Source organism: Martinezella sp. CNPSo 3890, from assembly GCF_057784455.1.
Genome location: NZ_JBXSOR010000019.1, coordinates 95688 through 121120 on the forward strand (window position 1 = coordinate 95688; position 25433 = coordinate 121120).

Consider the following 25433-nt stretch of genomic DNA (forward strand, 5'->3'; position numbering starts at 1 on the left):
AAGCTGGTAAAAGGGAGAGAGACGTGGCTTACGAAACCCTCATCGTCGAAACACATGGGGCCGTCGGTCTCATCAGGATCAATCGGCCGCAGGCGCTGAATGCGCTGAATTCAACGGTCCTCTCCGAATTAAAGCAGGCCTATGCCGCTTTTCATCTCGATGATGCCGTCGGCGCGATCGTGCTCACCGGCTCGGAAAAGGCCTTTGCCGCCGGCGCCGACATCAAGGAAATGCAGTCGCTCGATTTCGTCGACGCTTACAAGAATGACTTCTTCAGCGGCTGGGCCGAGATCGCCAATGCCCGCAAGCCCGTTATCGCGGCGGTCAGCGGCTTTGCGCTCGGCGGCGGCTGCGAGGTGGCGATGATGTGCGATTTCATCATCGCATCGGAGACCGCCAAATTCGGCCAGCCAGAAATCACGCTCGGCGTCATCCCTGGCATGGGCGGCTCACAGCGTCTCACGCGCGCGGTCGGCAAGGCAAAGGCAATGGACCTGGTATTAACAGGCCGGATGATGGATGCGGAGGAGGCGGAGCGTTCGGGCTTGGTGGCGCGTGTCGTGCCGGCGGACAAGCTCTTGGACGAAGCGCTGGCCGCCGCCGCCAAGATCGCATCGCTATCGCTTCCCTCGGTGCTGATGGCCAAGGAAGCGGTCAACCGCGCTTTCGAAACCACGCTTGAGGAGGGGTTGCGCTTCGAACGCCGCCTGTTCCATAGCCTGTTTGCCACAGAGGATCAGAAGGAGGGCATGGCGGCCTTCGTCGAGAAGCGCAAGCCGGCCTTCAAGAACCGCTAAGGGTCGGGATTCAGGAATTACGCGGGTTTGACGAGAATCCGCGTTGACGACGCGGCTCATTCCGGTTATATGCCCGCCACAGTTTGGAAAGCCGCTCTGGTTTTCCGCAATTGCTCCCGCATTGCTGGATGAAGTGGCCATGGGGCCCGCGCCGCAAGGATGGAGTTTTGTTCGAATTCTAAGAGAGGCATACATGGCCAATACTACCTCGGCGAAAAAAGCGACCCGCAAGATCGCCCGCCGCACCGATGTCAACAAGGCTCGTCGCTCGCGCGTTCGCACGTTCGTTCGCCAGGTCGAAGAAGCCATTGCATCGGGTGATGCAGATCGCGCAAAGGCAGCTTTCGTTGCTGCTCAGCCGGAACTGGCTCGCGCAGCCACCAAGGGCGTGCTTCACGCCAACACCGCTTCCCGCAAGGTTTCGCGTCTTGCCAAGCGTGTGAAGGCCCTTTCGGCCCCGACTGCATAATCTTTCGTTAACGATTTAATCGTTAGAGTTAAGCCCGGCCCTCGCGCCGGGCTTTTTGGATTCGGCCAAAAAAATGCCGCATTGCCAAAAATGGCCGGTCGATCATGTCATTGACGTGACAGAAATATACCTTTGGAAACAAAGGGTTGCGGCAGGATATCCCAGCGCTGGGTGATCTGCATGACGCATTGCCGGCTCACAACTGAGTCAAGGGATTTTTTATTTTTTTTCTTTTGAAAGCTGTGGGAATCGCGTTCGACAGGAATCTCTTTGATTCAACAGCGATTCTTTTTTGAAGGGCTTGTGACAGTCAAAAATGGCCTCCGGAGTCAATGGCCGCCTCTTAATTTTGTGTAAAATTCATCGTTGATATCTGCCTTCGATCCTGCCTAAATGGATTTCAACAAGGGGCGCGGATCTCACCTTAAACGGCTTCGGCAAACACCGTCACGTATGGCGGTGGAGGTGGTTTTGTCTCTTGTGACGGAGCAGTTCAGTTCCGTTTTTTCAAACAGTTGACGAGTAAGAACCGGAAGCGGTGACGCTTGCGGAACGAGGAAGCTTGTCTGTCCTTTGCGGCCCAAATCATTGGCGCGGCTGCGGGGAGGGGAGAAAAATTGACAGCCATTGGAGCGGTCAGTCGGAATACGAGGGCCGATTGATGCTCCGGTTACAGACGCCGAGACGAAGGCTGCTTTAAAGAGCGGTTTTTGCCACAGTGTTCCTGTAAAGCCCGCAGGCCGGGCGTGGCTGATGAACCGGTATGCGGCGCAGCTTGGACAACGAGCGTGACCGTCATGCCATGGCGAAGAACCAAGGGCGGCAGTGATGTGCTCCCGCCCTATAAAGAGACTGTGGAAGGCGGCACTATATGCAGATACATACGAGGGCGACGGGTGCGTTGGAAAATGGGGACAATGCGCAGGCGTTCGGTGCGGTTTGCTTAGAAGCGGCGGGGGAAAAGGGTGACGTGGCGCAAAGTAACTTGTTCGAGCGCGTCAGCGCGCGCTTGAAGGCTCAGGTCGGACCCGATGTCTATGCCAGCTGGTTTGCGCGGCTCAAGCTTCATTCGGTATCGAAGAGCGTCGTTCGCCTCACGGTCCCGACGACATTTCTGAAGTCCTGGATCAACAATCGCTATCTCGATCTCATCACCAGCCTGTTCCAGGCTGAGGATGCCGAGATCCTCAAAGTCGAAATTCTGGTGCGCACCGCGACCCGGCAGGGCGCGAAGCCATGCGCCGATGAGCAGCCGGCGGTGCCGGATCAAACGGCTGTCGCGCCGATCCGCCGCGCCGTCGCTCAGCCGGCGGGCCAGATCGTCGCCCAGGCCGTGAGCGCGGCTGCGGCTGCGCGGCCTGCAACGGCGGGTGCGCCGCTTTTCGGGTCTCCGCTCGATTCCCGTTTTACCTTCGATACGTTCGTCGAAGGCAGCTCGAACCGTGTCAGCCTGGCCGCTGCGAAGACCATCGCCGAAGCCGGCTCCGGCGCCGTGCGTTTCAATCCGCTCTTCGTCCATGCGACCGTTGGTCTCGGCAAGACGCATCTGCTGCAGGCAATCGCCAATGCAGCGGTGCAGAACCCGCGCGGCCTGCGTGTCGTCTATCTGACGGCGGAATACTTCATGTGGCGCTTCGCAACCGCTATCCGCGATAATGACGCGCTGACGCTGAAGGACTCGCTGCGCAATATCGACCTGCTCATCATCGACGACATGCAGTTCCTGCAGGGCAAGATGATCCAGCACGAGTTCTGCCACCTCTTGAACATGCTGCTCGACAGCGCCAAGCAGGTCGTCGTTGCTGCCGATCGCGCTCCCTGGGAGCTGGAATCGCTCGATCCCCGCGTTCGTTCGCGCCTGCAGGGCGGTGTAGCGATCGAAGTCGAGGCGCCGGACTATGAAATGCGCCTTGAGATCCTCAAGCGCCGTCTCGATGCTGCCCGTCAGGATGATCCGTCGCTGGAAATCCCGGCCGAAATCCTCTCGCATGTCGCCCGCAATGTCACCGCCAGCGGCCGCGAGCTGGAAGGAGCCTTCAACCAGCTCATCTTCCGCCGCTCCTTCGAGCCGAACCTGACGGTAGAGCGCGTCGACGAGCTGCTGGCGCATCTGGTCGGCTCCGGCGAGCCGCGCCGCGTCCGCATCGAGGACATCCAGCGCATCGTCGCCCGCCACTACAATGTGTCGCGCCAGGAACTGGTTTCGAACCGCCGCACGCGCGTCATTGTCAAGCCGCGACAGATCGCCATGTACCTGTCGAAGACGCTGACGCCGCGTTCCTTTCCGGAAATCGGCCGTCGCTTCGGTGGCCGCGATCACACCACAGTTCTGCACGCGGTGCGCAAGATCGAGGAACTGATCGCCGGCGACAGCAAGCTGTCGCACGAGATCGAGCTGCTGAAGCGTCTCATCAACGAATAAGCCGAGCGATCGGCATTCACCACATAGTCTACGGCCGGCTTGATCGCCGGCCGTTTCTTTTTGCGCTCCAAGCGCGTTTTAGGTCGGCGGCGTCGTACGTGAGACCTCGGAAAACAGCCAGGCGCGCAGGGCCGCGACGGCCGGCCTTTCCAATGCACCCGGCTGATAGACGAGATGATAGGCAAGCGCGCTCGCAAATCCGGTCGGGAAGGGCGCAATGAGCGTGCCGTCAAGCAACTCCTGCTCCACGAAGGACCGGCGCATCAGCGCGATGCCGAGGCCCGCCTTCATGGCGTGATAAGCGCCCATGCCATCGGTGAAGACCGGTCCGTGCATGGCATCCACCCGCGTGGCGCCGACCGCCTTCAGCCAGAGCTCCCAGTCGCGCCGATAGACATCGTGGATCAGCGTCAGGCCGGCCAAGTCATCGACAGCGGGAGAGGGGCCAAGCGCCGCTGCCATTTCCGGCGTGCAGACCGGCACATATTCATCATCGAGAAATCTCTCGCTTGCCAGTCCCTCGTAGCCGCCGAGGCCGTGGCGAATGGCAATGTCGATCCCATCCCGCTGGAAATCCATCATGCGATAGGAAGCGCTGATGCGCAGGTCGATATCGGGATGGGCCTCCTCGAAGCGCCGCAGCCGCGGCACCAGCCAGTGCGTGGCAAAGCCGGCAGTGCAGGTAAGGGTCAGCACCGTATCCTTGGCGCGCATCGCCAAGGCCGCTGTCGCCTCGCGGATGAGGCGGAAGGCCGTTCGCATCGTCGCGAAATACTCGGCGCCTTCACTCGTCAGCGCCAGGCTGCGGGCTCGCCGCTCGAAAAGCCGTACCCCGAGGCTGCTTTCGAGGTCGCGGATCTGCAGGCTGATGGCGCCTGGCGTCACACGCAGCTCGCTTGCAGCCAGCGTCATGCTGAGATGCCGGGCGGAGGCCTCGAAGGCGCGCAGCGCCGAAAGGGATGGCAGTTGATCCATGATGATTGAGCTCAGCTAAACCGTAATTCGAAAAAGACTCGTTTGCCAGAGCCTCCATATAGCGCGATTATTCCAGCAATTACGGTGGTTGGCAATCATGTCGCGATTGGCAACAAATAAGTAAAACTCAATTAGCTGATGCTGGAGATGATCAGATGGCACAGAAATCCATGGGCGCGGTCGAATGGAGCATGCTGGTGGGGCTATCCGTCCTATGGGGCGGCTCCTTCCTGTTCAACGGCATTCTGGTGCGCGAGCTGCCGCCCTTCACCATCGTCACAGCGCGCGTCGCACTCGCCGCTATTGCTCTGCATGTCATCGTGCGTGCCACCGGACATGCGATGCCGAAAGACCGTCAGGCCTGGCTCGCCTTCTTCGGCATGGGCTTCCTCAACAATGTCATTCCCTTCCTGCTGATCGTCTGGGGGCAAACCCATATCGCCAGCGGGCTTGCATCCATCCTCAATGCCACCACGCCGCTCTTCGCCGTCGTCGTCGCCCATTTCCTGACGGAGGATGAGAAGATGACCGGCAACCGCCTGCTCGGCGTCATCGTCGGCTTTGTCGGCGTGGCCCTGATGATCGGCCCCTCGGTGCTGACGAGCCTCGGTTCCAACGTGCTGGCGCAGCTGGCTGTGCTGGGCGCTGCTTTCAGCTACTCACTCGCCGGTATTTTCGGGCGGCGCTTCCGCCGCATGGGGCTGGCACCGATCATTCCGGCCGCCGGTCAGGTTACGGGCTCGGCGATAATGCTGCTGCCAATCGCGCTCTTCGTCGATCGCCCGTGGACGCTGGCAATGGCGTCCACCGAGACTTGGGCGGCGCTGGCCGGCCTGGCCATCCTGTCGACCGCCATCGCCTATGTGTTGTTCTTCCGCATCCTGGCGACGGCCGGCGCCACCAATCTGATGCTGGTGACTTTCCTGATCCCCGTCAGCGCCATACTGCTCGGCGCGCTCATTCTCGGCGAAAGCCTGCAGCCGAAGCATTTCATCGGCATGGCACTGATCGCGGTGGGTCTGGCGGCAATCGATGGCCGCCTCTTCACCCTTCCCTCGAGGGTAGGACCATTGCATATGAAATAGAAGGTGCCCCTCACCCCAGCCCTCTCCCCGTTTTGACGGGGAGAGGGGGCGATCTCATCAACTCCCTTCGCCCCGCGTGCGGGGAGAAGGTGGACTCGAACAGTTGAGCGAAGCGAACTGTGAGAGGACGGATGAGGGGCTAACCTGTCCATATGCGATTACCCTTCCCTTGAGGGCAGGGCTATCGCATATGGAGGCGGATGAGCACCATAAGCTCCTTCTCCCCTTGGGGAGAAGGTGGCCCGAAGGGTCGGATGAGGGGGCTATTGGTTTGAATTCATGGATTTTTGTGCGTTTGGTGGGCACCCCCTCATCCGCCTGTCGGCACCTTCTCCCCGAGGGGAGAAGGGGAGGTGGCAACGACTTCAGCTCATATGCGATAGCCCTTCCCTTGAGGGGGAGGGTCGGCACGTAGTGCCAGGGGTGGGGCGATCACGTCAACAGCCGAGTCATCATCTCACATGCGGGATCACCCCCATCCGCCGCTTCGTGGTGCCCCTCTCCAGGAGAAAGTGGTCAGCAGGCGAGATCGGCGACGACCGAGTCGAGAACCAGCATTCCCGCCGGCGTGCAGCGCAGGCGGGAATTGCCGATCCGCTCTATGAAGCCGTGTTCCAGTAAAAACGCTTCGCGCTGCGGGTCGGGATCGCGGCCGGAAAGCTGCTGCCAGCGGGCGAGATCGACGCCCTCCCGCAGCCGCAGGCCCATCAGCAGCAATTCGTCGGCCTGTTCATCAAACCCAAGCATTTCCTGGTCGACCATGCCGTGCCCGTCCCGCTCGACCATCTCGAGCCAGCTTTCCGGCTTGCGCTCGGTCGCGGTCGCCAGCTTCTGCGGGCCTCTGGTAAGGCGGCCATGGGCGCCGGGGCCGATCCCGGCATAGTCTCCGTAGCGCCAATAGGTGAGATTGTGCCGGCTCTCGGCGCCGGGGCGCGCGTGATTGGAGACCTCATAGGCCGGCATGCCCTCGCGCTCGGTGATCTCCTGCGTCGCCTCATAAAGCAGCGCCGACTGATCGCCATCGGGCACGATCAGCTTTCCGGCCTTATGAAGGCCGTAGAAGGGCGTGCCTTCCTCGATCGTCAGCTGATAGAGCGAGAGGTGATCGACCGCATAGGAGATTGCCTCTTTTAGCTCGCGCTCCCATTCCTCGACGGTCTGGTTCGGGCGAGCATAGATGAGGTCGAAGGACATACGCGGAAAGATCTCGCGCGCCAGCCTGATCGCCTTCAGCGCATCCTCGACATTGTGCAGACGTCCGAGGAATTTCAGGTCGCGGTCGTTCAGCGCCTGCACGCCCATCGATACGCGATTGACGCCGGCGGCGCGATAGCCGCGAAAGCGCTCGGCCTCGACGCTCGATGGATTGGCCTCCATGGTGATCTCGATGCCGTCAGGCACATGCCAGGTCCTGGCAATGCCATCGAGCACCGCGCCCACCGTTTCGGGCTTCATCAGCGACGGCGTGCCGCCGCCGAGGAAGACGCTTGTCACTGTCTTCGGGCCGCTGATCATGCGCATCGTCGCCATTTCCTTCAGAAAGGCGGCGGCAAAGCGCTCCTGATCGACAGGCTGATGGCGGACATGGCTGTTGAAATCGCAGTAGGGACACTTGGCCGCGCAAAAGGGCCAATGCACATAGACGCCGAAACCGGGTTCGCCGGTATCGGGCAGCAATTGCGCCCCGTGCATCAGATCTTGTGTGTCCACGATTTCCACGGGATTAGCTTACGCCTCCAGGCAGGTTTCGACAAAGATCTTGAAGGCGCGGGCGCGGTGCGACAGCGCCTGCTCGTCGCCGGGCTTCCAGCCATGCTTTTGCTCGGCGCTCATTTCGCCGAATGTGGTCTGGTATCCCTCCGGCTGGAAGACCGGGTCGTAGCCGAAGCCCTGGCTGCCGCGCGGCGGCCAGACGACCGTGCCTTCCACTTCGCCGCGGAAAAGCTCGGTATGTCCATCCGGCCAGGCAAGGCAGAGCACGCTGACGAAGCGGGCCGTGCGGCTCCCCGGCGTGGTGGCGCCGGCCTTTTCCAGGGCGGTTTCGACCTTCCGCATGGCCATGGCGAAGTCACGCGTCCCGTCAGCCGTCTCCGCCCAATTGGCCGTATAGACGCCGGGATCGCCGCCGAGTGCATCGATAACCAGACCGGAATCGTCCGAGAGTGCCGGCAGGCCGGAGGCATTGGCGGAGGCCAGCGCCTTGATCGTCGCATTTTCTTCGAAGGTCGTGCCCGTTTCGTCCGGTTCGATGAAGTTGAGATCGGCGGCGGACTTGGCGGTAAAGCCGAGCGGCCCGATCAGATCGCGGATTTCCTGGATCTTGCCGGCATTGTGGCTGGCGACGACGATAGTCTTAGTATCGAGCTTGCGCATGTGCTGTCCTGTCATAGGCCCCAGATGCGGGGTTCGGCGCATTCCAGGCTGTTGCCGGCCGGATCGCGAAAATAGATCGAACGGCCGCCATTCGGCCAGTGAAAATCGGCTTCGATATCGACACCGGCAGCCTTCAGTCGCTCGGCCATTGCCTCGATATCGTTGGCATCGACACGGAAGCAAACGTGACCATGACCCTTAGTCCCATGCGGCGGCACGGGCAGGGCGCCCGGCTCGTGCGGCTTGACCGTTTCTTCACTGTTGAAGATCAGGAGCACACCCGGCCCGCAGCGATAGAAGACGTGGCGGTTGCCGCCTCGCGATATCTTCTTCAACCCGAGTATGCCGCCATAAAAGGCTTCGGCGGCATCGAGATCGTCTGCATAGAGGGCAGTTTCAAGAACGCCTGTGAGTGTCGCATTGCTCAACGGATTAGCCCCTCACCCTCTCCCCGCTCGCGGGGCGAGGGAACGACCTCATATATGGGCGCCTCCCGATTCCCGCGAAGCTGAGAGATGACGGCAGGTGCGCCTTGCCCCTTCGATAAACTCAGGGACCGGATGAGGGGCAGGCTGCACGCTCCGCATTCGTTGATATCCTCAGGCGATGGCCTGCTTCTGCAGCTCCACCAGTTCGGCAATGCCGTTCTTGGCCAGATGCATCAGCGTGGCGAATTCTTCTTCGCTGAAGGGCGCGCCCTCAGCCGTTCCCTGGATCTCGACGATGCCGCCCTTGCCGGTCATGACGAAATTGGCGTCGGTCTCAGCCGAAGAATCCTCAAGATAGTCGAGATCGATGACGGGCTGGCCGGCGAAGATGCCGCAGGAGATGGCGGCGATATGATCCTTCAATACGCGTTCGACCTTGACCATGTTGCGGCTTTCCATCCACTTCAGGCAGTCATAGAGCGCGATCCAGCCGCCGGTGATCGAGGCCGTGCGCGTGCCGCCATCGGCCTGGATGACGTCGCAGTCGACGGTGATCTGGCGCTCGCCCAGTTCTTTGAGGTCAACGACGGCGCGCAGCGAGCGGCCGATGAGGCGCTGGATCTCCTGCGTGCGACCACCCTGCTTACCGGCCGCAGCCTCGCGCTTCATGCGCTCGCCGGTTGCCCGCGGCAGCATGCCGTATTCCGCCGTGACCCAGCCCTTGCCGCTGTTGCGCAGCCATGGCGGCGTCTTGTCTTCCAGGCTTGCCGTGCAGAGCACATGCGTATCGCCGAATTTCACCAGGCAGGAGCCTTCCGCATGCTTGGAAAAATTGCGCTCGAACGACACCTTGCGCATCTGGTCGGTTTTTCTGCCTGAAGGCCGCATTCCACTCTCCTGAATGTTCGTTGACCGCTTCTACGACCCGCAGGCCGCTTTTGCAAAGGAAAAGCAGGCCGCAAAGACGCTCAGCGGCGACGGCGACATTTTTCCCTTTTGCCATTGCTAACTGAATGATTATATTTTGCCTAAGGCTCAACGGAATGGATCTGACAGCGAAATGGTATTCACGACATCGTCGGTCTCGGATGTCATTGCTGCACTGGACGAACGCTCCAAGGAAATCTTCCGCCGCATCGTCGAAGGCTATCTGGAAAACGGCGAGCCATTGGGTTCGCGCAATCTCTCGCGCCTGCTGCCCATGTCGCTGTCGCCGGCCTCGGTGCGCAATGTCATGAGCGATCTAGAGGAGCTGGGACTCATCTATTCGCCGCATGTGAGCGCCGGGCGCTTGCCGACTCAGGTCGGTCTGCGCTTCTTCGTCGATGCCTTCATGCAGGTCGGCGATCTCTCCGCCGAGGATCGAGCCAATATCGATCGGCAGGTGCGCGGCGGCAATCGTGACCAGCCGGTGGAATCGATGATGTCGGAAGCAAGCCGGGTGCTATCGGGCATTTCGCGCGGTGCCGGGCTCGTCATTACTTCCAAGAGCGATCCCGTTCTCAAGCATGTGGAATTTATCCGGCTGGAGCCGACCAAGGCGCTCGCCGTGCTCGTCGGCGAGCACGATCAGGTCGAAAACCGCATCATCGAGCTGCCGGCCGGCACGACCTCGTCGCAGCTGACGGAGGCCGCCAACTTCCTCAACGCCCATATGACCGGCCAGACGATGCCGGAATTGCGGCGGCAATTGCAGAGCCTCAAGGAAAGCGTGCGCCAGGAGCTGGACAGCCTGTCACATCAGCTGGTTGAGCGCGGTATTGCCGTATGGTCCGGTGGCGATGACGACGGCAAGCCGACACAGCTCATCGTGCGTGGCCACTCCAACCTGCTGGCCGAAATCGGCGGCGCGGAGGATCTGGATCGCCTGCGCCTCCTCTTCGATGATCTCGAAAAGAAGGACAGCCTCATCGAGATCCTCAATCTTGCCGAGAGCGGACCGGGCGTGCGCATCTTCATCGGCTCGGAAAACAAGCTCTTCTCACTGTCCGGCTCCTCGCTCATAGTCGCACCCTATCGCGACGAGGACGATCGCATCGTCGGCGCGGTCGGCGTTATCGGCCCGACGCGGCTGAATTATGCGCGCATCGTGCCCATGGTCGATTATACCGCTCAGCTGATTTCGCGGCTGTCCCGGCCTGGAATCTGAGGAGCGGATTTAGCTGCTGCGGTCAATCGGGAAGCAAAGTTCCAGATCCGCCCATCTCGGCTGGAAAGTCCTTCTGCTTTGGCAGCCCGTCTCTCAGATGCAGCACTGTCGTCTCGTAGTTGACATGCATGCCAGGCTGAAAATCGAGGTCGGGAAGGACCGCTGCATAGACGTCCGTGACGCCCCACGGCGGATGCTCGGTCAAAAGATGGCCGCCGCAGACCGTGCACCACTTGCGCACGCTCTTTTCGGTTTTCTGATAACTGCCGATTTTGTCCGCGCCCTTGGTGATGTGAACGGCTTCCGGCGGCCAGAGCGAGAAGGCATTGACCGGCCCTGCCGACCATTCCCGACAGGAGTCGCAATGACAGTAACCCATCGCCATTGGCTCGCCATCGACTGCGATTTCCACCGCGCCACAGAAACACTTGCCTGAAAGGGATTTGCCGTTAGACATTGATGTCACCTCACGCTGTGCTGAGATGCATTTCAGCATACCACCAGGAAGGAGGGCCGAACAGTCGACGTCTTGAACAGCGTCCGGGAGCGGCGAGCCGTATTGCCGCCGCCGCAAAGCCAGGATTTGGCTGTTCTTCTCGACAAAGCCTTGATTTTTTCCGGCCAAACCTCGATATCGGGCACATCCAAAGACCAAGCAATTCGGAGACCGTCATGACCGACGAAACAACAAAAACCGGACCTGACGCCACGGCGGCTGACACGTCAGCGGATTTCGCGCAGGATGCAGCGGAAACCGTTGATGCAGCCGAGCCGTCTCAGCCAGACCCGGTTGAGCTGCTGAAGGCCGAGAACGGCGAACTGCGTGATCGCTACCTTCGCCTTGCTGCCGAGATGGACAACCTCCGTCGCCGCACCGAGCGCGACGTGAAGGATGCAAAGTCCTATTCCGTGGCAAGCTTTGCCCGCGACATGCTCTCGGTGGCCGACAACCTGCGCCGCACGCTGGATGCCATTCCGGCCGACGCCCGTGATGGCGCCGATGCCGGCCTGAAGACGCTGATCGAAGGTGTCGAGATGACCGAGCGTTCAATGCTCTCGGCCCTTGAGCGTCACGGTGTGCGTCAGCTCGAGCCGATCGGGCAGAAATTCGATCCCAATTTCCATCAGGCCATGTTCGAAGTGCCGAACCCAGAAGTGCCGAACAACACTGTCGTCCAGGTGGTGCAGGCCGGTTTCGTCATCGGCGACCGCGTTCTGCGCCCGGCCATGGTCGGCGTCGCCAAGGGTGGCCCGAAGATCGTCGAAAATGCCGAGCAGGGCGCCAACAGCCCGCTGGACGAGAAAGACGCCTGATCTTTTTTGGCAACGCCAATAAAAGAAGAGAGCCGGACGATCTCGGATCATCCGGCTCTTATTTTTGCCTTGGTCCAGTGTAATCCAAGCGGTTAGGCGGCGTTGGATGCCTGCTCTTCGTTGAGGAAGGCGTAGATGGCGGTGGCGGAATCGGTGGCGCGGAGCTTCGCGACGAGATCCTGGTCCCGCAGAACGCGGGCGATGCGCGAGAGCGCCTTCAGGTGGTCCGCGCCGGCACCTTCAGGTGCGAGCAGCAGGAAGACGAGATCGACAGGCTGGTCGTCCAGCGCCTCGAAATCGACGGGCGCTTCAAGGCGCGCGAAAATGCCGGCGATGGACTTGATGCTGGCAAGCTTGCCGTGGGGAATGGCGATACCGTTGCCGACGCCGGTGGAGCCGAGGCGCTCGCGCTGCAGCACGACATCGAAGATTTCGCGCTCGGGCAGTCCGGTGAGCTTGGAGGCTTTGGCGGCCAGCTCCTGAAGCAGTTGTTTTTTGGAATTTGCCTTCAAGGCGGGGATGATCGCATCTTGCTGTAGCAAATCTGCCAATGCCATTCTCTTTATCCTTCGTGTCGCCGAGAACCGATGACGGGCAAGCGGCGGCCAGCTGCGATGATGCGCAGCCGCCGCTTATCTTCTATTCTCAGCCTTTGATATTGGCTGCGTCGATCCAGCCAATGTTGCCGTCCTGACGGCGATAGACGATGTTCAAGTGTTCGTTGCCGGGGCTGCGGAAGAGCAGCAGCGGCTCGTCGGTCATATCGAGCGCCATCACGGCGGTCGCCACCGACATGGTTTTCAGTTGTTTCGTGCTCTCTGCGACGATTGCCGGCGCGAAGTCGGCAGGGATCTCCTCGTCGTCATCGGGAACGCCGTCCATGACGGTGTAGGCGACTTCCGCCTGACCGTTCACGTGATTGCCTGCCTGATGGTCCTTGAGTTTGCGCTTGTAACGACGCAGGCGCTTTTCGATGCGCTCGGACGCAGCGTCGAAAGCAAGCTGCGGGTCCATGGCTTCGCCGGCAGCATGCAACACGACACCGCTGTCGAGGTGAAGCTTGCAATCGGCCGCAAAACGCGAACTGGACTTCTGCACAGTTACCTGACCCGAATACCCCCCGTCGAAGTATTTGGTCACGGCCATACCGATCTGGTCCTCGATCCGCTGACGGAAGGAGTCGCCAATTTCCATATGTTTACCGGAGACACGCACACTCATGGAGTTTCCCTTCTTGTAGTGGTTATTGCGCGTATCAGTTTACGCCAAGCCTCAAGCTCATCCAAGCACTTCACGCAGTCAAAGGCAAATTGCGTATATCGACCGCCTTTTGGATGGTGGGGATAAGTTTCATGGTCGTGCTGTCCTGCAGCGATTGCGGCGGGCTTCTAGCCCTGCCTCATACGAAAGTCAACTGCATCTTAACGGACCGTTAGGAGTTTGACATCCGGTGGTTGAAGGTTGCCTGCCGTCAGAAACCAGAAACTTTGGCTAGAGCCCGCTTCTCTCGGCGCCGTTGCACGGAGGAGGGGATGTTCATGGCTTCGCGGTACTTTGCAACCGTGCGGCGAGCAAGCTCTATCCCGCCCTTCTTCAGCGTATCGACGATATCGTCGTCGGAGAGGACCGCATCCGGGCTCTCGTTCGAGATCAGCAGACGGATCTTGTGGCGCACGGCCTCTGCAGAATGGCTGTCTCCGCCCTCGACGGCGCCGATCGAAACCGTGAAGAAATATTTGAGCTCGAACAGCCCGCGTGGCGTCAGCATGTACTTGTTCGAGGTCACGCGGCTGACCGTCGATTCATGCATCTTGATGGCATCCGCCACGGTTTTCAGGTTGAGCGGCCGCAGATGGTCGACGCCATGCAGTAGGAACGCGTCCTGTTGCCGCACGATCTCGCTTGCCACCTTCATGATCGTCTTGGCGCGCTGGTCCAGGCTGCGGGTCAACCAGTTGGCATTCTGCAGGCATTCCGAAAGAAAGGCATGGTCCTGGCTGGTCTTGGAGACGGAGGCGAAATAGGACTGGCTCACCAATACCCGCGGCAGCGCATCGGGATTGAGTTCTACCAGCCAGCTACCGTCCGCAGAGGGACGCACGACGATATCGGGCATGATCGCCTCCGATATGTCTGTTTCGAAACCGCTGCCGGGCTTCGGGTTGAGCTGGCGGATTTCCGCCATCATGTCGAGCAGGTCTTCCTCATCGACGCCGCAGAGCCGCTTCAGCGTGGCGAAATCGCGCCGGGCAAGCAGCTCGAGATTCTCGATCAACCGCTCCATGGCGGGATCGAAGCGATCCTTCTGCCGGAGCTGGATTGCCAGGCATTCGCTGAGGGAGCGGGCAAACACGCCGGGCGGATCGAGTTGCTGTAGGGCCTCCAGCACGCGCTCGACGTCGGCAGGCGTCGCACCGAGGCGTTCGGCCGTCTCACCGAGTTCGCCGCGCAGATAGCCACAGTCGTCGAGCTGGTCGACGAGATGCTGGGCGATCAGCCGGTCGCCCATGGCGGGAAGAGAGAAGGGAATCTGTTCGTTGAGATGATCGCGCAGCGACACCTGGCCCGCGACGAAATCGTCCAGGTCGTAGCCTTCACCGGCATCGCCGCCGGGCATGGACTTCCACTGGCTGAGCAGCTCCGGCGCATCGGCGCGCTGCGGGTTGCCGTCATCGGGAAAGACGTCGCTGAAATTGGTGTCGAGCTCGTCGCTCAGCCGGTTGGCGTTGCCGGTATTGTCGCTCTCGTACCAATCGCTCGCAAGATCGCCGGCATTGCGTTCGGAGCCATCCTCGCCATGGGCTTCTTCCATGGTCTCGAAGCGTTCGTCCCTGGCCTCGCGATCGCCGCCGCTGCCTATATCCTCGTCATTTGACGCAAATTCCAGCAGCGGATTCTTTTCGACTTCCTGTGCGATGAACTGCGTGAGCTCGAAATGCGTCATCTGCAGCAACTGGATGGATTGCATCAGTTGCGGTGTCATCACCAGGCTCTGGCTTTGGCGCAGGAAAAGATTGGCCGATAGTGCCATGGCGGACGCGGGACTCCCCTTGAACTCCTCGGGAATCCGCGCCTCTTTTCACTAAAATTCTCGCGAAATTCCAACTGGCCCAAAAATTGCTTTTTTATTGGATTTGGTCAAGCGGAACTGTGAAGCCGAAGTAAATTTCCGGCGCACGGTAGCATTCGCTAATATTGGCGGATGGGAGGAAGGAATTTCAGCCTATCAGAGGCTGAAATTGTCACCCAGATACAGCTTGCGTACTTCAGGATTGCTGACGATGTCGTTCGCCCTGCCATGGGTGAGGACTTCACCCGCATGGATGATATAGGCGCGGTCGATCAGGCCGAGCGTCTCGCGCACATTGTGGTCCGTGATCAACACGCCGATACCGCGCGCCGTCAGGTGATGCACGAGGTTCTGAATGTCGGCGACCGAAATCGGGTCGACACCGGCAAAAGGTTCGTCGAGCAGCATGAAGGTCGGATCGGTGGCCAGCGCGCGGGCGATTTCCAGGCGGCGCCGCTCGCCGCCCGAAAGCGCGATCGCCGGCACGCTGCGCAGATTGCGAATGTGGAACTCCTCCAGCAATTCGTCGATCTTGCGCTCCCGCTTCGTTTTGTCCCTTTCGTGGACTTCGAGCACGGCACGGATGTTTTCTTCCACCGTCAGTCCACGGAAGATCGAGGCTTCCTGCGGCAGGTAACCGACACCGAGCCGCGCCCGGCGATACATCGGCATCGAGGTGACATTGTTGCCGTCGATCTCGATCGTGCCCTCATCGACCGGCACCAGTCCGGTGATCATGTAGAAACACGTCGTCTTGCCGGCGCCGTTCGGCCCCAGCAGTCCGACGGCTTCACCGCGGCGCACCACCAGCGAAACACCGTTGACGACACGTCGCGTCCGGTAGGTCTTGGTGAGGCCACGGGCGATCAGCGTGCCCTTATAGCGTGCCTTGTCCGCGGCCGGTGCGCTCGATGCCGCAGAAGACGGCCCGGGCACGCCGGGCAAGGTGGAGGTTGTCGATGTCGTCACGAGGGGGCCGGTATCAGTTTTTCTTTTGTTGTTGCTGCACTTGCTGCGACTTCGGGTCGAGCTGAATCTGGACGCGACCGCCACAGGAATCCAGCTGTGCTTCACCCGTCGCCATATGCACGGTGAGCTGGCAGCCTGTGAAAACATTCGGTCCGTCGGTCAAAACCACCTTCTTGCCCTTAAGGATCGCAAGCTGGTTGGCCATGTCGAAGGAGCCGTCCTCCGCCGTCGCCGTCTGCGTTCCGGAAACGAGGTAGACCTTGTCGGTGACCAGAATGTGGTCGATGTTGGCATCGCCCGACACGAGCGACTGGTTCTGCTCCTTGGCAGCCTTGGCAACCGGATTGTCGGGCTGCTTGGCATCTCCTGCCTGCTTCTTCTTGTAGAAGACCGTCATCTTGCCGGCCTGCATGGTCGTGGTGCCCTGGACCACCTTGACATTGCCGGTGAAGACCGCCTGGCTCTCCTGGTCATGGATCTCGAGCTTGTCGCTTTCGATCTGGATCGGTTGATCCTTGGAGAGGGCAAGACCCGGCATCGAGCTGGTCGTCGACTGCGCGCCGGCGTTTGCGGCCGCAAAGAAGACGGCTGCGCCAAAAGCACAGAGAAGGCCGGCCTTGCGCAAGCCGGAATTGAAAATTGAATTAGGCCAATACTTTATCATGAACCGCCCGGCTTCTGTTGGCTATCTGAATTATGGAGAGCGGCAGGTTCGATGTTCATCCGAACCTGCCCGTCGAATTCGATTACGCTCCCCTTATCCGTCATCTTGAGCGAACGCGCAACAACCGACATACCACCGCGGGTGATAGCAACCTCGTCCTGGCTGGAAAGGTCCCCCTTCTTCACATCCAGGAAGGCGGTCTTGAATTCGGCGTGCAGCCCGTTGTCCATCAGGATGGTAAAGGGCTCGGTCAGCTTCAGTGTATCGGCCTGGCGGTCGAAATCCGCGCTCGCGGCCGTAACATGGGCGATCACGTCGGTATTGACCGGCATTGATGCCTTGATGGTCTTGAGCGTGATCATGTTGGGATTCTTGATATCCTGAAGCGCTTTTTCGGCAAGCAGCGAGTAGTTGATACCATCCTTGTTGCGCCCGGCAATAGCGGGGCGTTCCATGACGACCTTGCCATCCTCGATCTTGGCGCCCTCGATCTGGATGTTTGCCGGCAGATAGGCGCGGATGACAGAGACGGCAATAAAAAGGAGCGAGATGATGATGGCGGCAAGCGGCAGCAGCACCCTGAGCCGCTTTACGCGGTTAGAATGGAAAATCGCGTCTTTATACGCGTTCCGTTCCGGCACCGAGCGTATTGCCTCGCCGGGGGGCTCGATCGTATTGAGCATGCAACAGGTCCGTCTTTTATGATCCGGAGAACCGCATTCACGCTATGCGAGGCTGTGCCAAAAAGCCTATCGGATCGTTTCGCATTATTGCACTGGCTTGCCAATATGGATTTTTTCCTGCTGTGGGCGAATTTTAGCAGAAAAATATACCATAAGCCGGTTTCATCAGGTCGGGCGATGTCCTATCTCATGAACCAGCAGAGCGGCGTCCGTCGACGACATCGAAAACGGGAAACGCTTTTCTCTAAGGATTGTGCCCGTTTCAAGGTGTCATACATCCGGTTTGTGGCGCTTTCAATTTGTTGCAGGGAGAAATAAGGCGTGATGGACAGTTCTGCAATCGCTGATCGGCGACAATTGCGCCGCAAGGTTGGTTTCTGGCGCATTGTTGCCGTTTTGCTCCTTGTGGCATTGGGTTTTGCGCTTTATCGCTTTGTTTCGGCCGACCTGCCGGATGCGCGGGGCCCGCAGATCGCCCGCGTCAAGATTTCCGGGCTCATTCAGGATGATCCGGAGCTGCTGGAGCGGCTGAAGAAGATCCGCGACAATGATCAGGTCAAGGCGCTGATCGTGTCGATCTCTTCGACCGGCGGAACGACCTATGGCGGCGAACGCATCTTCAAGGCAATCCGCGCCGTCGCCGCCAAGAAGCCGGTCGTATCGGACATCCGCACCGTCGCAGCTTCTGCCGGCTACATGATAGCGACAGCCGGCGATGATATCGTTGCGGGCGATACCTCCATCACCGGGTCGATCGGCGTCATCTTCCAGTATCCGCAGGTCAAGGACCTGCTCGACAAGGTCGGCGTTTCGCTCGATGAGATCAAGTCGGCACCGCTGAAGGCCGAACCGTCGCCCTTCCATCCTGCCAGCGAAGACGCCAAGAACATGATCCGCAACATGGTCATGGATAGCTATGGCTGGTTCGTCGATCTGGTGGCGGATCGCCGCAAGCTGTCGCGCGACGAAGTGCTGAAGCTTGCCGACGGCAGCATCTTCACCGGCCGCCAGGCGCTTCAGAACAAGCTAATCGACACACTCGGCGGCGAGGACGAAATCCTCGCCTATCTCGAAACGCGCAAGGTCAAGAAGGATCTGCCGATCGTCGATTGGAAGCCGGAAGACAAAACTTCGTCCTTCTTTTGGTCGGGTGCCGCTTCCTGGTTGCTAAATCGTCTCGGTTATGATGATTTTATTAAAGGAGAGAGTCTCCAGAAAATCATGACCGATAAGTTGTTTCTTGACGGCCTGCTTTCTGTTTGGCAGGGTGCAGCCAATTGATAAATCAATGATTTAAGGGGATAGCTGTGATCAAGTCGGAACTGGTGCAGATTGTTGCCGCCCGCAACCCGCATCTCTATCACCGCGACGTCGAAAATATCGTCAATGCTGTCTTGGATGAGATCACCGATGCGCTCGCAGCGGGAAACCGGGTTGAGCTTCGCGGCTTCGGTGCTTTTTCCGTCAAAAACCGGCCTTCACGCTCCGGTCGCAACCCGCGCACCGGCGATACGGTCTTCGTCGAAGAAAAATGGGTTCCCTTCTTCAAGACCGGCAAGGAATTGCGCGAGCGCCTGAATCCGGGCGCCGGCGACGACGAGGAAGACGACAACTGATCTGGCCATTCCGGCCGAGTTTCCCCAAATGCGCCGACGGAAATAGTTGTCGGACATGATTGTGCCGCGACGCGGTGGCACTTGAATTCAGCCGCCTCTTTTCTATTCTGCGGCTGAAGGCGGCTTGGGTGCGGGACATCCATGGCCGCGGACAAAGGAGCTGCGCAATGGCCAAGAAGATCGTCAATCTGCTGATATTGCTGCCGCTCGGCATCATCCTCATCATATTCTGCGTCGCCAACAGGCAATCCGTGACATTGGCCCTCAATCCGTTCCGACCGGAAGATCAGGTGCTGTCGCTGAATGCGCCGCTGTTCGTTTTGCTATTTGTGGCGCTGATCCTCGGTATGATCGTCGGGGCCGCGGTCACCTGGTTCAATCAGGGAAAGCATCGTAAACGTGCCCGCAATCAATCGCGGGAAGCGGTGCGCTGGCAGGCCGAAGCCGATAAGCATCGCACGCGTGCCGAAGAAATCGCCGGGCAGCTGCCGTCAAAGTGACGTGAAGTCGGCGAGCCGCATCTCTTTATAGTCGCCCTCCGGCGAGGCGCCGTCGCCGACGATCTCGAAGCCGAGCCTCCTATAAAAGGCCATGGCGCGGATGTTTTTGACCAGGCATTTCAGCCGATAGCGACGCCGAGGCCAATCCGGCAGGCCGGCAAGTAGTGCCTTGCCGACGCCGCGGCCCTGGAAGGCCGGCAGAACATAAAGCATATGGATGAAGTCATCCGGCTCCCAGACTGCGGCAAAGCCGGCAATTACACCATGCCCGTCCTCGCAGACGAACAGGCGTTCGCCATTGGTATGAATGGCAAAATCTTCAAGGGCGAAATGCCCGGGATCGACCCATAGGAACGTTTCGCGACGGACACGGAGATAGATCTCCGCAAGCTGCTGCATGTCCTGTTCGCGTGCAGGCCGGACGGCCCAGGTCTCGAATTTCGATGTCATGATCGACTATATGGGGCCGAAATATTCCGCTGGCAATCAGGCGCTCGCCTGGCCGTTGATGGCAGCGGTGAAATCGGCAAAAAACTGCTGCGCCAGCTTCTTGGCGCTGGAATCGACCAGGCGGGAGCCAAGCTGCGCGATCTTGCCGCCGACCTGCGCCTTCGCCTCATATTGCAGGATGGTCTCGTTGCCGTCTTCCTTGAGTATGACGTCCGCGCCGCCCTTGGCAAAGCCGGCAATGCCGCCCTTTCCTTCTCCCGAGATCGTATAGCTTTCCGGCGCATTGATGTTGGAAAGCTTGACCTCGCCGTTGAAGGAAGCCGAAACGGGGCCGATCTTCAGCTTGACGGTTGCCGTCAGCTCCGTCGGGGAGACCCAGTCGAGGCTTTGACAGCCGGGAATGCATTGTTTGAGGATTTCGGAATTGTTCAGCGCAGCCCAAACGGCATCTCTGGGTGCTGCGATCCGTTCCTCACCGGTCATGTCCATGCACAATCCTCCCAATGTGACATTTTGTGCATGGATCATCGCAGATCGGAAAGCGCTTTGCCAAGTGGCGGCCAGATGCTATTTGCACGCACATATCAATTTTGAGACAAGCATGGTGAAACATAGGGAAAGCCGGCCCGGCCAGAAAAATACGGGCGGCCTTGGGGCGAGACCCCGGCGTGACATGCCCGGCAAGCCGCCGGCAAAGCCCGCGCATGCTTCAAGGCCAGCCAAGCCTTTGCGTGATGCCAAGCCTCCGCGCGATCATGGCGAGCGTGTTGCAGAGTCGCGTTCTGCATCACCTGCCGCCGCCGCGCCGGAACGCCCGCTGATCGCCCGAACCGGTGAGCGTCCGCCGGAGCGCGTGCCGGTTATCCTGGAATCGCTCGGTGCCGGTGATTTCCACCTGATCGACAGCGGCAATGGCCTCAAGCTCGAGCAATACGGTCCCTACCGCATCGTCCGGCCTGAGGCACAGGCGCTGTGGCCGCCGTCGCTTGCCGCGCATATCTGGGATAATGCAGATGCGATCTTCACCGGCGATACCGATGAGGACGGCATGGGCCGCTGGCGTTTTCCGCGCGAGGCGCTCGGCGAGACATGGCCGCTGCAATTGCTCGGTGTCGATTTTCTCGGTCGCTTCACCGCATTTCGCCATGTCGGCGTCTTCCCGGAGCAGATCGTGCACTGGGCTTGGATGAAGGAGCAGGTCGAGGCGGCGCAACGGCCACTGAAGGTCCTGAATCTATTCGGCTACACCGGCGTCGCCTCCCTGGTGGCGGCTGCTGCCGGGGCTGAAGTGACGCATGTCGACGCTTCGAAGAAGGCGATCGGCTGGGCGCGCGAAAACCAGGCTTTAGGCCGCATGGAAAAAATGCCGATCCGCTGGATCTGCGAGGATGCGATGAAGTTCATCCTGCGCGAGGAGCGGCGCGGCAACAAATACGACATCATTCTCACCGACCCGCCGAAGTTCGGCCGCGGCCCGAATGGCGAGGTCTGGCATTTGTTCGAACACTTGCCGCTGATGCTCGATATCTGCCGCGAGATCCTGTCACCGAAGGCGCTCGGCCTGGTGCTGACGGCCTATTCGATCCGCGCCAGCTTCTATTCGATCCATGAGCTGATGCGCGAGACCATGCGCGGCGCCGGCGGCGCCGTCGAATCCGGCGAACTCGTCATCCGCGAGGCCGGCCTCGATGGCCGCACGCCGGGCAGGGCGCTTTCCACCTCTCTCTTCAGCCGCTGGGTGCCGAAATGAACCAGGATTTTCGTAGTGACGGCCCGCGCAAGGTCGGACAGGTCAAGGAGGTTACCTCGCTTGCCAACCCGATCGTCAAGGATATCAAGGCGCTGACGGTCAAGAAGTCCCGCGAGGAAAGCGGCGCCTTCCTGGCCGAAGGACTGAAGCTCGTCATCGACGCGTTAGAACTTGGCTGGACGATCCGAACGCTTGTTTACGCCAAGGCCGCCAAGGGCAAGCCTCTCGTCGAACAGGTCGCCGCCAAGACGGTCGCGGCCGGTGGGCTGGTGCTCGAGGTCAGTGAAAAGGTCATCGGCTCCATCACCCGTCGCGACAATCCGCAGATGGTGGTCGGCGTCTTCGAACAGCGCTGGCGGCCGCTTCGGGATGTCAGACCGAAGGCGGGCGAGACCTGGGTGGCGCTCGACCGCGTGCGCGATCCCGGCAATCTCGGCACCATCATCCGCACCGCCGATGCGGCCGGCGCCTCCGGTGTCATCCTCGTCGGAGAAACGACCGATCCGTTTTCGCTGGAGACCGTGCGTGCCACCATGGGCTCGGTCTTTGCCGTTCCTGTCGTCAAAGCGACGCCGGAGGAGTTTCTGGCCTGGAAGAAGACGGCCGGTGTCGCTGTCGTCGCCACCCATCTGGCGGGCGCCGTCGATTACCGCACCATCGATTACAAGAAGAAGCCCGTCGTCATCCTGATGGGTAACGAGCAGTCCGGCTTGCCGGATGCCCTGGCGAAAGAGGCCGATGCGCTCGCCCGTATCCCGCAGGCCGGCCGCGCGGATAGCCTCAATCTGGCGGTCGCGACGGCAGTCATGCTGTTCGAAGCACGCCGCCATATCCTGACCCTGAGCGAGACCCGATGACGGATAGCGAGACCCATGAGCAGCCGACTGCAAAGCCGGCCCTGTTTTCACGGCCCGTGCCGATCCTGATCTTCATCGTGGTTGCGGTCATTCTCGACCAGGCCATCAAGATCATGGTGGATCATTGGCTGCCGCTGCAGGAGATGGTGCCGGTCATTCCGATGCTGGCGCTCTATCGCACCTATAATCTAGGCGTGGCCTTCTCCATGCTTTCGGGCATGGACGGCTGGTTCATCGTCGGGATGCGGCTCGTCATCGTCGCCTTCGTGCTGTGGCTCTGGCGGCGCACGCCCGATCATCGCTGGCTCGCGCATATGGGCTTTGCCCTGATCATTGCCGGCGCGCTCGGCAATCTGCTTGATCGCTTTCTCTACGGTCACGTGATCGATTATATCCTGTTTCATACGCAGACATGGTCTTTCGCGGTTTTCAATCTTGCCGACAGTTTCATCACCGTCGGGGCAGGCTGCGTCATTCTCGACGAGCTTCTGATGCCGAAAAAGGCAAAAGTTTAAAATTCTAGCGAATCCCTGAAGGCATCAGGAAGAATGCCCATGTTAGCCAGACTGCATGAGCACTCTGGCAGATTTGCAGGAAAAGCTTGCCGCGGCGGCAGTTCACGACCAAACGGGACCGATCGAAGGGTTGGCCGCCGACGAGTCGTCGCTTGCAAAATCGACCGTGCCGCGTGAGGCAGGCCGGCACTCGGCGCCGCCTGCGCAAACCTGGTGGCTGCAAAGCCATTGGCTGAATGGTGGCGGTCTTGTGGCCGGGGCCGCCTGTCTTGCGATCGGCTTCGCCGGAGGTCCTCTGGTGCTTTTAGGCTTTCTTGGCCTCGCAGCCCTTGCGTTGGCAGCCGTCGGCATCGTCAAAACGCGAGGCGCTGCGCGCGAGCCCGAGATTGTCGCTGCCGATTTCAGCGAGAGCGATCACGATCGCCTATGGGAGCACAAGGAAAGCACCAGCCTCCTTGCCACCGTCCACGATGCGCTTGGCGACATCGCGGTCACGCGCAGTATCGATCGCCGGATTCTGCACGCCAACGCCACCTTCAGCAGATTGACCGGAAGGTCGCACCCCGAAGGCCTGACGCTGGAAGAAGCTGGCCTCGTATTCCGTGCCGTCACCGATGCGAAGCATCAGGATGCGGAAATCGCGACACCCGAGGGCCGGCGCATCTTCGCCTGGCACGATGTCATGTTCCGCGATGCGACGACCGGGCAATTATGCATACAGAGCATCGCGCGCGACGTGACGGAGGAGCGGCAGGCAGCCCGCCTGCGCGAAGACGCGCGGCTGAAGGCCGAATACAACAGTGCCGCCAAATCGAGGCTGCTCGCTACCGTCAGCCATGAGATCCGCACGCCGCTGTCGGGCATTCTGGGCATGAACCATCTGCTTGCCCAGACGCCGCTGACCCTGGAGCAAGCAAATTACCTGACGGGCATTCGTCAGTCGGGTCACGCGCTGGTGCAGCTGGTCGAAGATCTCCTCGATTTTTCCACGATCGAAGTCGGCCGCTTTCAGTTGCATCCACGCCAGGAGGCTTTGCGGCCGCTGCTGGAAGGCGTCATCGAGATGCTTGCGCATCGAGCCCATGAGAAGGGCATCGAAATTGCCGCGAGCGTTGCGGCCAATGTTCCCGAGAGCATGGAATTCGATCCAGCCCGGCTGCGCCAGATCCTGTTCAACGTCATCGGCAATGCGGTTAAGTTCACCCAGACCGGCGGTGTTCTAGTCAGCGTCGACCTCAACGGCCGGGATTTGACAATATCGGTGCGCGACAGCGGTCCCGGCATGACCGAGGAAGAGCAGGCCCGCGTCTTCGGCGAATTCGAGCAGGCCGGCACCACGGTGGAAAGAAGCGCCGGCACCGGCCTTGGCCTTGCAATCTCCGCCCGCATCCTGCGCGAATTCGGCGGCGGGCTCAGCGTTGCCAGCGAGCGCGGCGAGGGCAGCGAATTCGTCATCTCCTTCCCGGTCGGCCTGATTGCCGGCGAAGACGGATACGATCGGCGCAATACCATGCTTAGGGGATCTCGTATCCTGCTGCTGGCTCCCCAAGGGGCGGCAAGCACGGCCATCATGCGAACCATCCAGACCCTTGGCGGCCATTGCCGGCTGATCGGCCCGGGCGACATGGATGACCTGCTGCCTTCGTTTCCGATGGGCGAGGGCGGGGTCTGGACGGATCTCATCGTCGACCATCGCATGGCGCCCTGGTACTTCAGCGAGGGAAATGCGCTTGCGGTGCCGAGGCTGCGCAAGATCTTCCTGGTCAATCCCGAGGAGCGCAACACCCATCCGCTCGATCTTTTCGACGCCTGGCTCATCCGGCCGCTGCGCGAACAGTCGCTGATCGATGTGCTGAGAGGCCGCATGCGCGGCATGGAAAAGCGCGAAGCCTTGATCGAGGCAGTCTCCGAGATCGGCATAACGACACCAGAGTCGGAAGACCGCGCGCTCGATATTCTGCTGGGTGAGGATGACCCGGTCAATGCGATGCTGGTCCGGGCCATGCTCTCCAAGGCTGGCCACAGGGTTCGCCTCGTCGAGGATTTCGACGGTCTTCGAGCCCGCACCGAAGACGGCGAAGCGCGGCCGGAGGTGCTGGTGACGGATTTCAACATGCCGGGCGGTACGGGTGCGGCTGTGCTTGCGCAATTGCGCGCTCATGAGCGCAGGCATGGCCTGCCGCCGCTTCCGATCATAGTGCTGACCGCGGACAGCCGCGATTCGATCCGTCGTCAGGCACTGTTGGCCGGAGCCGATGCCGTCATCGTCAAGCCGGTCGATCCCGAAAAGCTGACGGCCGCGCTACGCGGCCTGTCGAGATCGGTCTTCGAACGCGCCTAGGCTGTG

The 25433-nt window shown here is 60.4% G+C and carries 27 protein-coding genes; 13 read left to right on the forward strand and 14 right to left on the reverse strand.

Features of this window, described 5'->3' with window-relative positions:
* Positions 1-23: 23 nt before the first annotated feature.
* The 3 genes from AC13RC_RS29475 (at position 24) to dnaA (ending at position 3688) form a co-directional block, all read left to right on the forward strand.
* Entirely contained in the window at positions 24-797 is a 774-nt protein-coding gene (locus tag AC13RC_RS29475) for an enoyl-CoA hydratase (protein WP_488559400.1), read from the forward strand.
* A gap of 193 nt (positions 798-990) precedes the next feature.
* Positions 991-1266, forward strand: a complete 276-nt coding sequence (rpsT, locus tag AC13RC_RS29480; protein ID WP_004108374.1) for a 30S ribosomal protein S20 — start codon at positions 991-993, stop codon at positions 1264-1266.
* A gap of 871 nt (positions 1267-2137) precedes the next feature.
* The gene (gene dnaA, locus AC13RC_RS29485; protein WP_488559401.1) at positions 2138-3688 is read left to right on the forward strand and encodes a chromosomal replication initiator protein DnaA; all 1551 of its coding nucleotides are present in this window, start codon (positions 2138-2140) and stop codon (positions 3686-3688) included.
* A gap of 78 nt (positions 3689-3766) precedes the next feature.
* On the opposite strand, the gene gcvA is transcribed toward dnaA, so the two are convergent.
* Complete coding sequence (gene gcvA, locus AC13RC_RS29490) at positions 3767-4663, reverse strand: transcriptional regulator GcvA (RefSeq protein ID WP_488486832.1); 897 nt, start codon at positions 4661-4663, stop codon at positions 3767-3769.
* 155 nt (positions 4664-4818) lie between these two features.
* On the opposite strand from gcvA, the gene AC13RC_RS29495 reads away from it, so the two are divergent.
* The gene (locus AC13RC_RS29495) at positions 4819-5748 is read left to right on the forward strand and encodes a DMT family transporter (protein ID WP_488559402.1); all 930 of its coding nucleotides are present in this window, start codon (positions 4819-4821) and stop codon (positions 5746-5748) included.
* Between the two features lie 516 nt (positions 5749-6264).
* On the opposite strand, the gene hemW is transcribed toward AC13RC_RS29495, so the two are convergent.
* The 4 genes from hemW to rph form a co-directional block, all read right to left on the reverse strand.
* Positions 6265-7440, reverse strand: coding sequence for a radical SAM family heme chaperone HemW (hemW, locus tag AC13RC_RS29500; RefSeq protein ID WP_152093883.1), 1176 nt, complete (start codon positions 7438-7440; stop codon positions 6265-6267).
* Between the two features lie 36 nt (positions 7441-7476).
* Positions 7477-8121 carry an RdgB/HAM1 family non-canonical purine NTP pyrophosphatase gene (gene rdgB / locus AC13RC_RS29505; RefSeq protein ID WP_488559403.1) on the reverse strand — a complete coding sequence of 215 codons (645 nt, stop codon included), beginning with the start codon at positions 8119-8121 and terminating at the stop codon, positions 7477-7479.
* Positions 8122-8132: 11 nt separating this feature from the next.
* Complete coding sequence (locus AC13RC_RS29510; RefSeq protein WP_488559404.1) at positions 8133-8549, reverse strand: VOC family protein; 417 nt, start codon at positions 8547-8549, stop codon at positions 8133-8135.
* Positions 8550-8720: 171 nt separating this feature from the next.
* The gene (gene rph, locus AC13RC_RS29515; RefSeq protein WP_285175521.1) at positions 8721-9437 is read right to left on the reverse strand and encodes a ribonuclease PH; all 717 of its coding nucleotides are present in this window, start codon (positions 9435-9437) and stop codon (positions 8721-8723) included.
* Between the two features lie 172 nt (positions 9438-9609).
* Here rph and hrcA point away from each other — a divergent pair, with 172 nt between their 5' ends.
* Positions 9610-10698, forward strand: coding sequence for a heat-inducible transcriptional repressor HrcA (gene hrcA / locus AC13RC_RS29520; protein ID WP_069611131.1), 1089 nt, complete (start codon positions 9610-9612; stop codon positions 10696-10698).
* A gap of 22 nt (positions 10699-10720) precedes the next feature.
* Here hrcA and AC13RC_RS29525 read toward each other — a convergent pair whose 3' ends face one another.
* Entirely contained in the window at positions 10721-11155 is a 435-nt protein-coding gene (locus tag AC13RC_RS29525) for a GFA family protein (protein ID WP_113351327.1), read from the reverse strand.
* A gap of 215 nt (positions 11156-11370) precedes the next feature.
* Here AC13RC_RS29525 and grpE point away from each other — a divergent pair, with 215 nt between their 5' ends.
* Positions 11371-12012 (forward strand): nucleotide exchange factor GrpE, encoded by a 642-nt coding sequence (gene grpE, locus AC13RC_RS29530; RefSeq protein ID WP_112722001.1) that lies wholly within the window; start codon positions 11371-11373, stop codon positions 12010-12012.
* Positions 12013-12104: 92 nt separating this feature from the next.
* On the opposite strand, the gene ptsN is transcribed toward grpE, so the two are convergent.
* The 6 genes from ptsN to lptC form a co-directional block, all read right to left on the reverse strand.
* Entirely contained in the window at positions 12105-12569 is a 465-nt protein-coding gene (gene ptsN, locus AC13RC_RS29535) for a PTS IIA-like nitrogen regulatory protein PtsN (protein WP_113329975.1), read from the reverse strand.
* An 88-nt stretch (positions 12570-12657) separates the two neighbouring features.
* Positions 12658-13233, reverse strand: coding sequence for a ribosome hibernation-promoting factor, HPF/YfiA family (gene hpf, locus AC13RC_RS29540; RefSeq protein ID WP_095433787.1), 576 nt, complete (start codon positions 13231-13233; stop codon positions 12658-12660).
* Positions 13234-13483: 250 nt separating this feature from the next.
* On the reverse strand, positions 13484-15043 hold the full coding sequence (gene rpoN, locus AC13RC_RS29545; RefSeq protein ID WP_113351326.1) for an RNA polymerase factor sigma-54: 1560 nt from the start codon (positions 15041-15043) through the stop codon (positions 13484-13486).
* A gap of 195 nt (positions 15044-15238) precedes the next feature.
* Positions 15239-16027 carry an LPS export ABC transporter ATP-binding protein gene (lptB, locus tag AC13RC_RS29550; protein WP_208409503.1) on the reverse strand — a complete coding sequence of 263 codons (789 nt, stop codon included), beginning with the start codon at positions 16025-16027 and terminating at the stop codon, positions 15239-15241.
* Between the two features lie 37 nt (positions 16028-16064).
* Entirely contained in the window at positions 16065-16715 is a 651-nt protein-coding gene (locus AC13RC_RS29555; RefSeq protein WP_488559405.1) for an LptA/OstA family protein, read from the reverse strand.
* Complete coding sequence (gene lptC, locus AC13RC_RS29560) at positions 16712-17398, reverse strand: LPS export ABC transporter periplasmic protein LptC (protein ID WP_113329978.1); 687 nt, start codon at positions 17396-17398, stop codon at positions 16712-16714. The genes AC13RC_RS29555 and lptC overlap by 4 nt, the downstream gene beginning before the upstream one ends.
* A gap of 324 nt (positions 17399-17722) precedes the next feature.
* Between lptC and sppA the strand changes: the two genes are divergently transcribed.
* From sppA to AC13RC_RS29575, 3 genes are all read left to right on the forward strand, one after another.
* Positions 17723-18679 (forward strand): signal peptide peptidase SppA, encoded by a 957-nt coding sequence (gene sppA, locus AC13RC_RS29565; protein WP_488559406.1) that lies wholly within the window; start codon positions 17723-17725, stop codon positions 18677-18679.
* 26 nt (positions 18680-18705) lie between these two features.
* Complete coding sequence (locus AC13RC_RS29570) at positions 18706-19014, forward strand: integration host factor subunit beta (protein ID WP_015338608.1); 309 nt, start codon at positions 18706-18708, stop codon at positions 19012-19014.
* A 167-nt stretch (positions 19015-19181) separates the two neighbouring features.
* Positions 19182-19514, forward strand: coding sequence for a LapA family protein (locus AC13RC_RS29575; RefSeq protein ID WP_069611376.1), 333 nt, complete (start codon positions 19182-19184; stop codon positions 19512-19514).
* On the opposite strand, the gene AC13RC_RS29580 is transcribed toward AC13RC_RS29575, so the two are convergent.
* Positions 19506-19964: a GNAT family N-acetyltransferase gene (locus tag AC13RC_RS29580; RefSeq protein ID WP_145633529.1), complete on the reverse strand. Its 459-nt coding sequence runs from the start codon at positions 19962-19964 to the stop codon at positions 19506-19508. The genes AC13RC_RS29575 and AC13RC_RS29580 overlap by 9 nt on opposite strands.
* Positions 19965-20000: 36 nt before the next feature.
* Complete coding sequence (locus tag AC13RC_RS29585) at positions 20001-20453, reverse strand: SRPBCC family protein (protein WP_113329981.1); 453 nt, start codon at positions 20451-20453, stop codon at positions 20001-20003.
* Between the two features lie 115 nt (positions 20454-20568).
* On the opposite strand from AC13RC_RS29585, the gene AC13RC_RS29590 reads away from it, so the two are divergent.
* Genes AC13RC_RS29590 through AC13RC_RS29605 form a run of 4 tightly spaced genes read left to right on the forward strand, consistent with a single transcriptional unit; the run spans position 20569 to position 25427 of the window.
* Positions 20569-21714 (forward strand): class I SAM-dependent methyltransferase, encoded by a 1146-nt coding sequence (locus AC13RC_RS29590; protein WP_488559414.1) that lies wholly within the window; start codon positions 20569-20571, stop codon positions 21712-21714.
* A complete protein-coding gene (locus AC13RC_RS29595) occupies positions 21711-22571 on the forward strand; it encodes a TrmH family RNA methyltransferase (RefSeq protein ID WP_183810365.1) in 861 nt (286 codons plus the stop codon). The genes AC13RC_RS29590 and AC13RC_RS29595 overlap by 4 nt, the downstream gene beginning before the upstream one ends.
* Positions 22568-23086, forward strand: a complete 519-nt coding sequence (gene lspA, locus AC13RC_RS29600; RefSeq protein WP_488559407.1) for a signal peptidase II — start codon at positions 22568-22570, stop codon at positions 23084-23086. Before AC13RC_RS29595 ends, lspA begins: the two co-directional genes overlap by 4 nt.
* Before the next feature lie 55 nt (positions 23087-23141).
* The gene (locus AC13RC_RS29605) at positions 23142-25427 is read left to right on the forward strand and encodes a hybrid sensor histidine kinase/response regulator (RefSeq protein ID WP_488559408.1); all 2286 of its coding nucleotides are present in this window, start codon (positions 23142-23144) and stop codon (positions 25425-25427) included.
* The last annotated feature ends 6 nt before the right edge of the window (positions 25428-25433 follow it).

Coding starts and splice junctions, on each gene's coding strand:
- rpsT (WP_004108374.1), top strand. CDS start 991: ATGGCCAATACTACCTCGGCGAAAAAAGCGACCCGCAAGATCGCCCGC.
- dnaA (WP_488559401.1), top strand. CDS start 2,138: ATGCAGATACATACGAGGGCGACGGGTGCGTTGGAAAATGGGGACAAT.
- AC13RC_RS29605 (WP_488559408.1), top strand. CDS start 23,142: ATGAGCACTCTGGCAGATTTGCAGGAAAAGCTTGCCGCGGCGGCAGTT.
- hrcA (WP_069611131.1), top strand. CDS start 9,610: ATGGTATTCACGACATCGTCGGTCTCGGATGTCATTGCTGCACTGGAC.
- gcvA (WP_488486832.1), bottom strand. CDS start 4,663: ATGGATCAACTGCCATCCCTTTCGGCGCTGCGCGCCTTCGAGGCCTCC.
- AC13RC_RS29525 (WP_113351327.1), bottom strand. CDS start 11,155: ATGTCTAACGGCAAATCCCTTTCAGGCAAGTGTTTCTGTGGCGCGGTG.
- AC13RC_RS29585 (WP_113329981.1), bottom strand. CDS start 20,453: ATGGACATGACCGGTGAGGAACGGATCGCAGCACCCAGAGATGCCGTT.
- AC13RC_RS29595 (WP_183810365.1), top strand. CDS start 21,711: ATGAACCAGGATTTTCGTAGTGACGGCCCGCGCAAGGTCGGACAGGTC.
- rdgB (WP_488559403.1), bottom strand. CDS start 8,121: ATGCGCAAGCTCGATACTAAGACTATCGTCGTCGCCAGCCACAATGCC.
- ptsN (WP_113329975.1), bottom strand. CDS start 12,569: ATGGCATTGGCAGATTTGCTACAGCAAGATGCGATCATCCCCGCCTTG.
- hpf (WP_095433787.1), bottom strand. CDS start 13,233: ATGAGTGTGCGTGTCTCCGGTAAACATATGGAAATTGGCGACTCCTTC.
- lptC (WP_113329978.1), bottom strand. CDS start 17,398: ATGCTCAATACGATCGAGCCCCCCGGCGAGGCAATACGCTCGGTGCCG.
- sppA (WP_488559406.1), top strand. CDS start 17,723: ATGGACAGTTCTGCAATCGCTGATCGGCGACAATTGCGCCGCAAGGTT.
- AC13RC_RS29495 (WP_488559402.1), top strand. CDS start 4,819: ATGGCACAGAAATCCATGGGCGCGGTCGAATGGAGCATGCTGGTGGGG.
- grpE (WP_112722001.1), top strand. CDS start 11,371: ATGACCGACGAAACAACAAAAACCGGACCTGACGCCACGGCGGCTGAC.
- AC13RC_RS29555 (WP_488559405.1), bottom strand. CDS start 16,715: ATGATAAAGTATTGGCCTAATTCAATTTTCAATTCCGGCTTGCGCAAG.
- lspA (WP_488559407.1), top strand. CDS start 22,568: ATGACGGATAGCGAGACCCATGAGCAGCCGACTGCAAAGCCGGCCCTG.
- AC13RC_RS29575 (WP_069611376.1), top strand. CDS start 19,182: ATGGCCAAGAAGATCGTCAATCTGCTGATATTGCTGCCGCTCGGCATC.
- rph (WP_285175521.1), bottom strand. CDS start 9,437: ATGCGGCCTTCAGGCAGAAAAACCGACCAGATGCGCAAGGTGTCGTTC.
- rpoN (WP_113351326.1), bottom strand. CDS start 15,043: ATGGCACTATCGGCCAATCTTTTCCTGCGCCAAAGCCAGAGCCTGGTG.
- hemW (WP_152093883.1), bottom strand. CDS start 7,440: ATGCACGGGGCGCAATTGCTGCCCGATACCGGCGAACCCGGTTTCGGC.
- AC13RC_RS29580 (WP_145633529.1), bottom strand. CDS start 19,964: ATGACATCGAAATTCGAGACCTGGGCCGTCCGGCCTGCACGCGAACAG.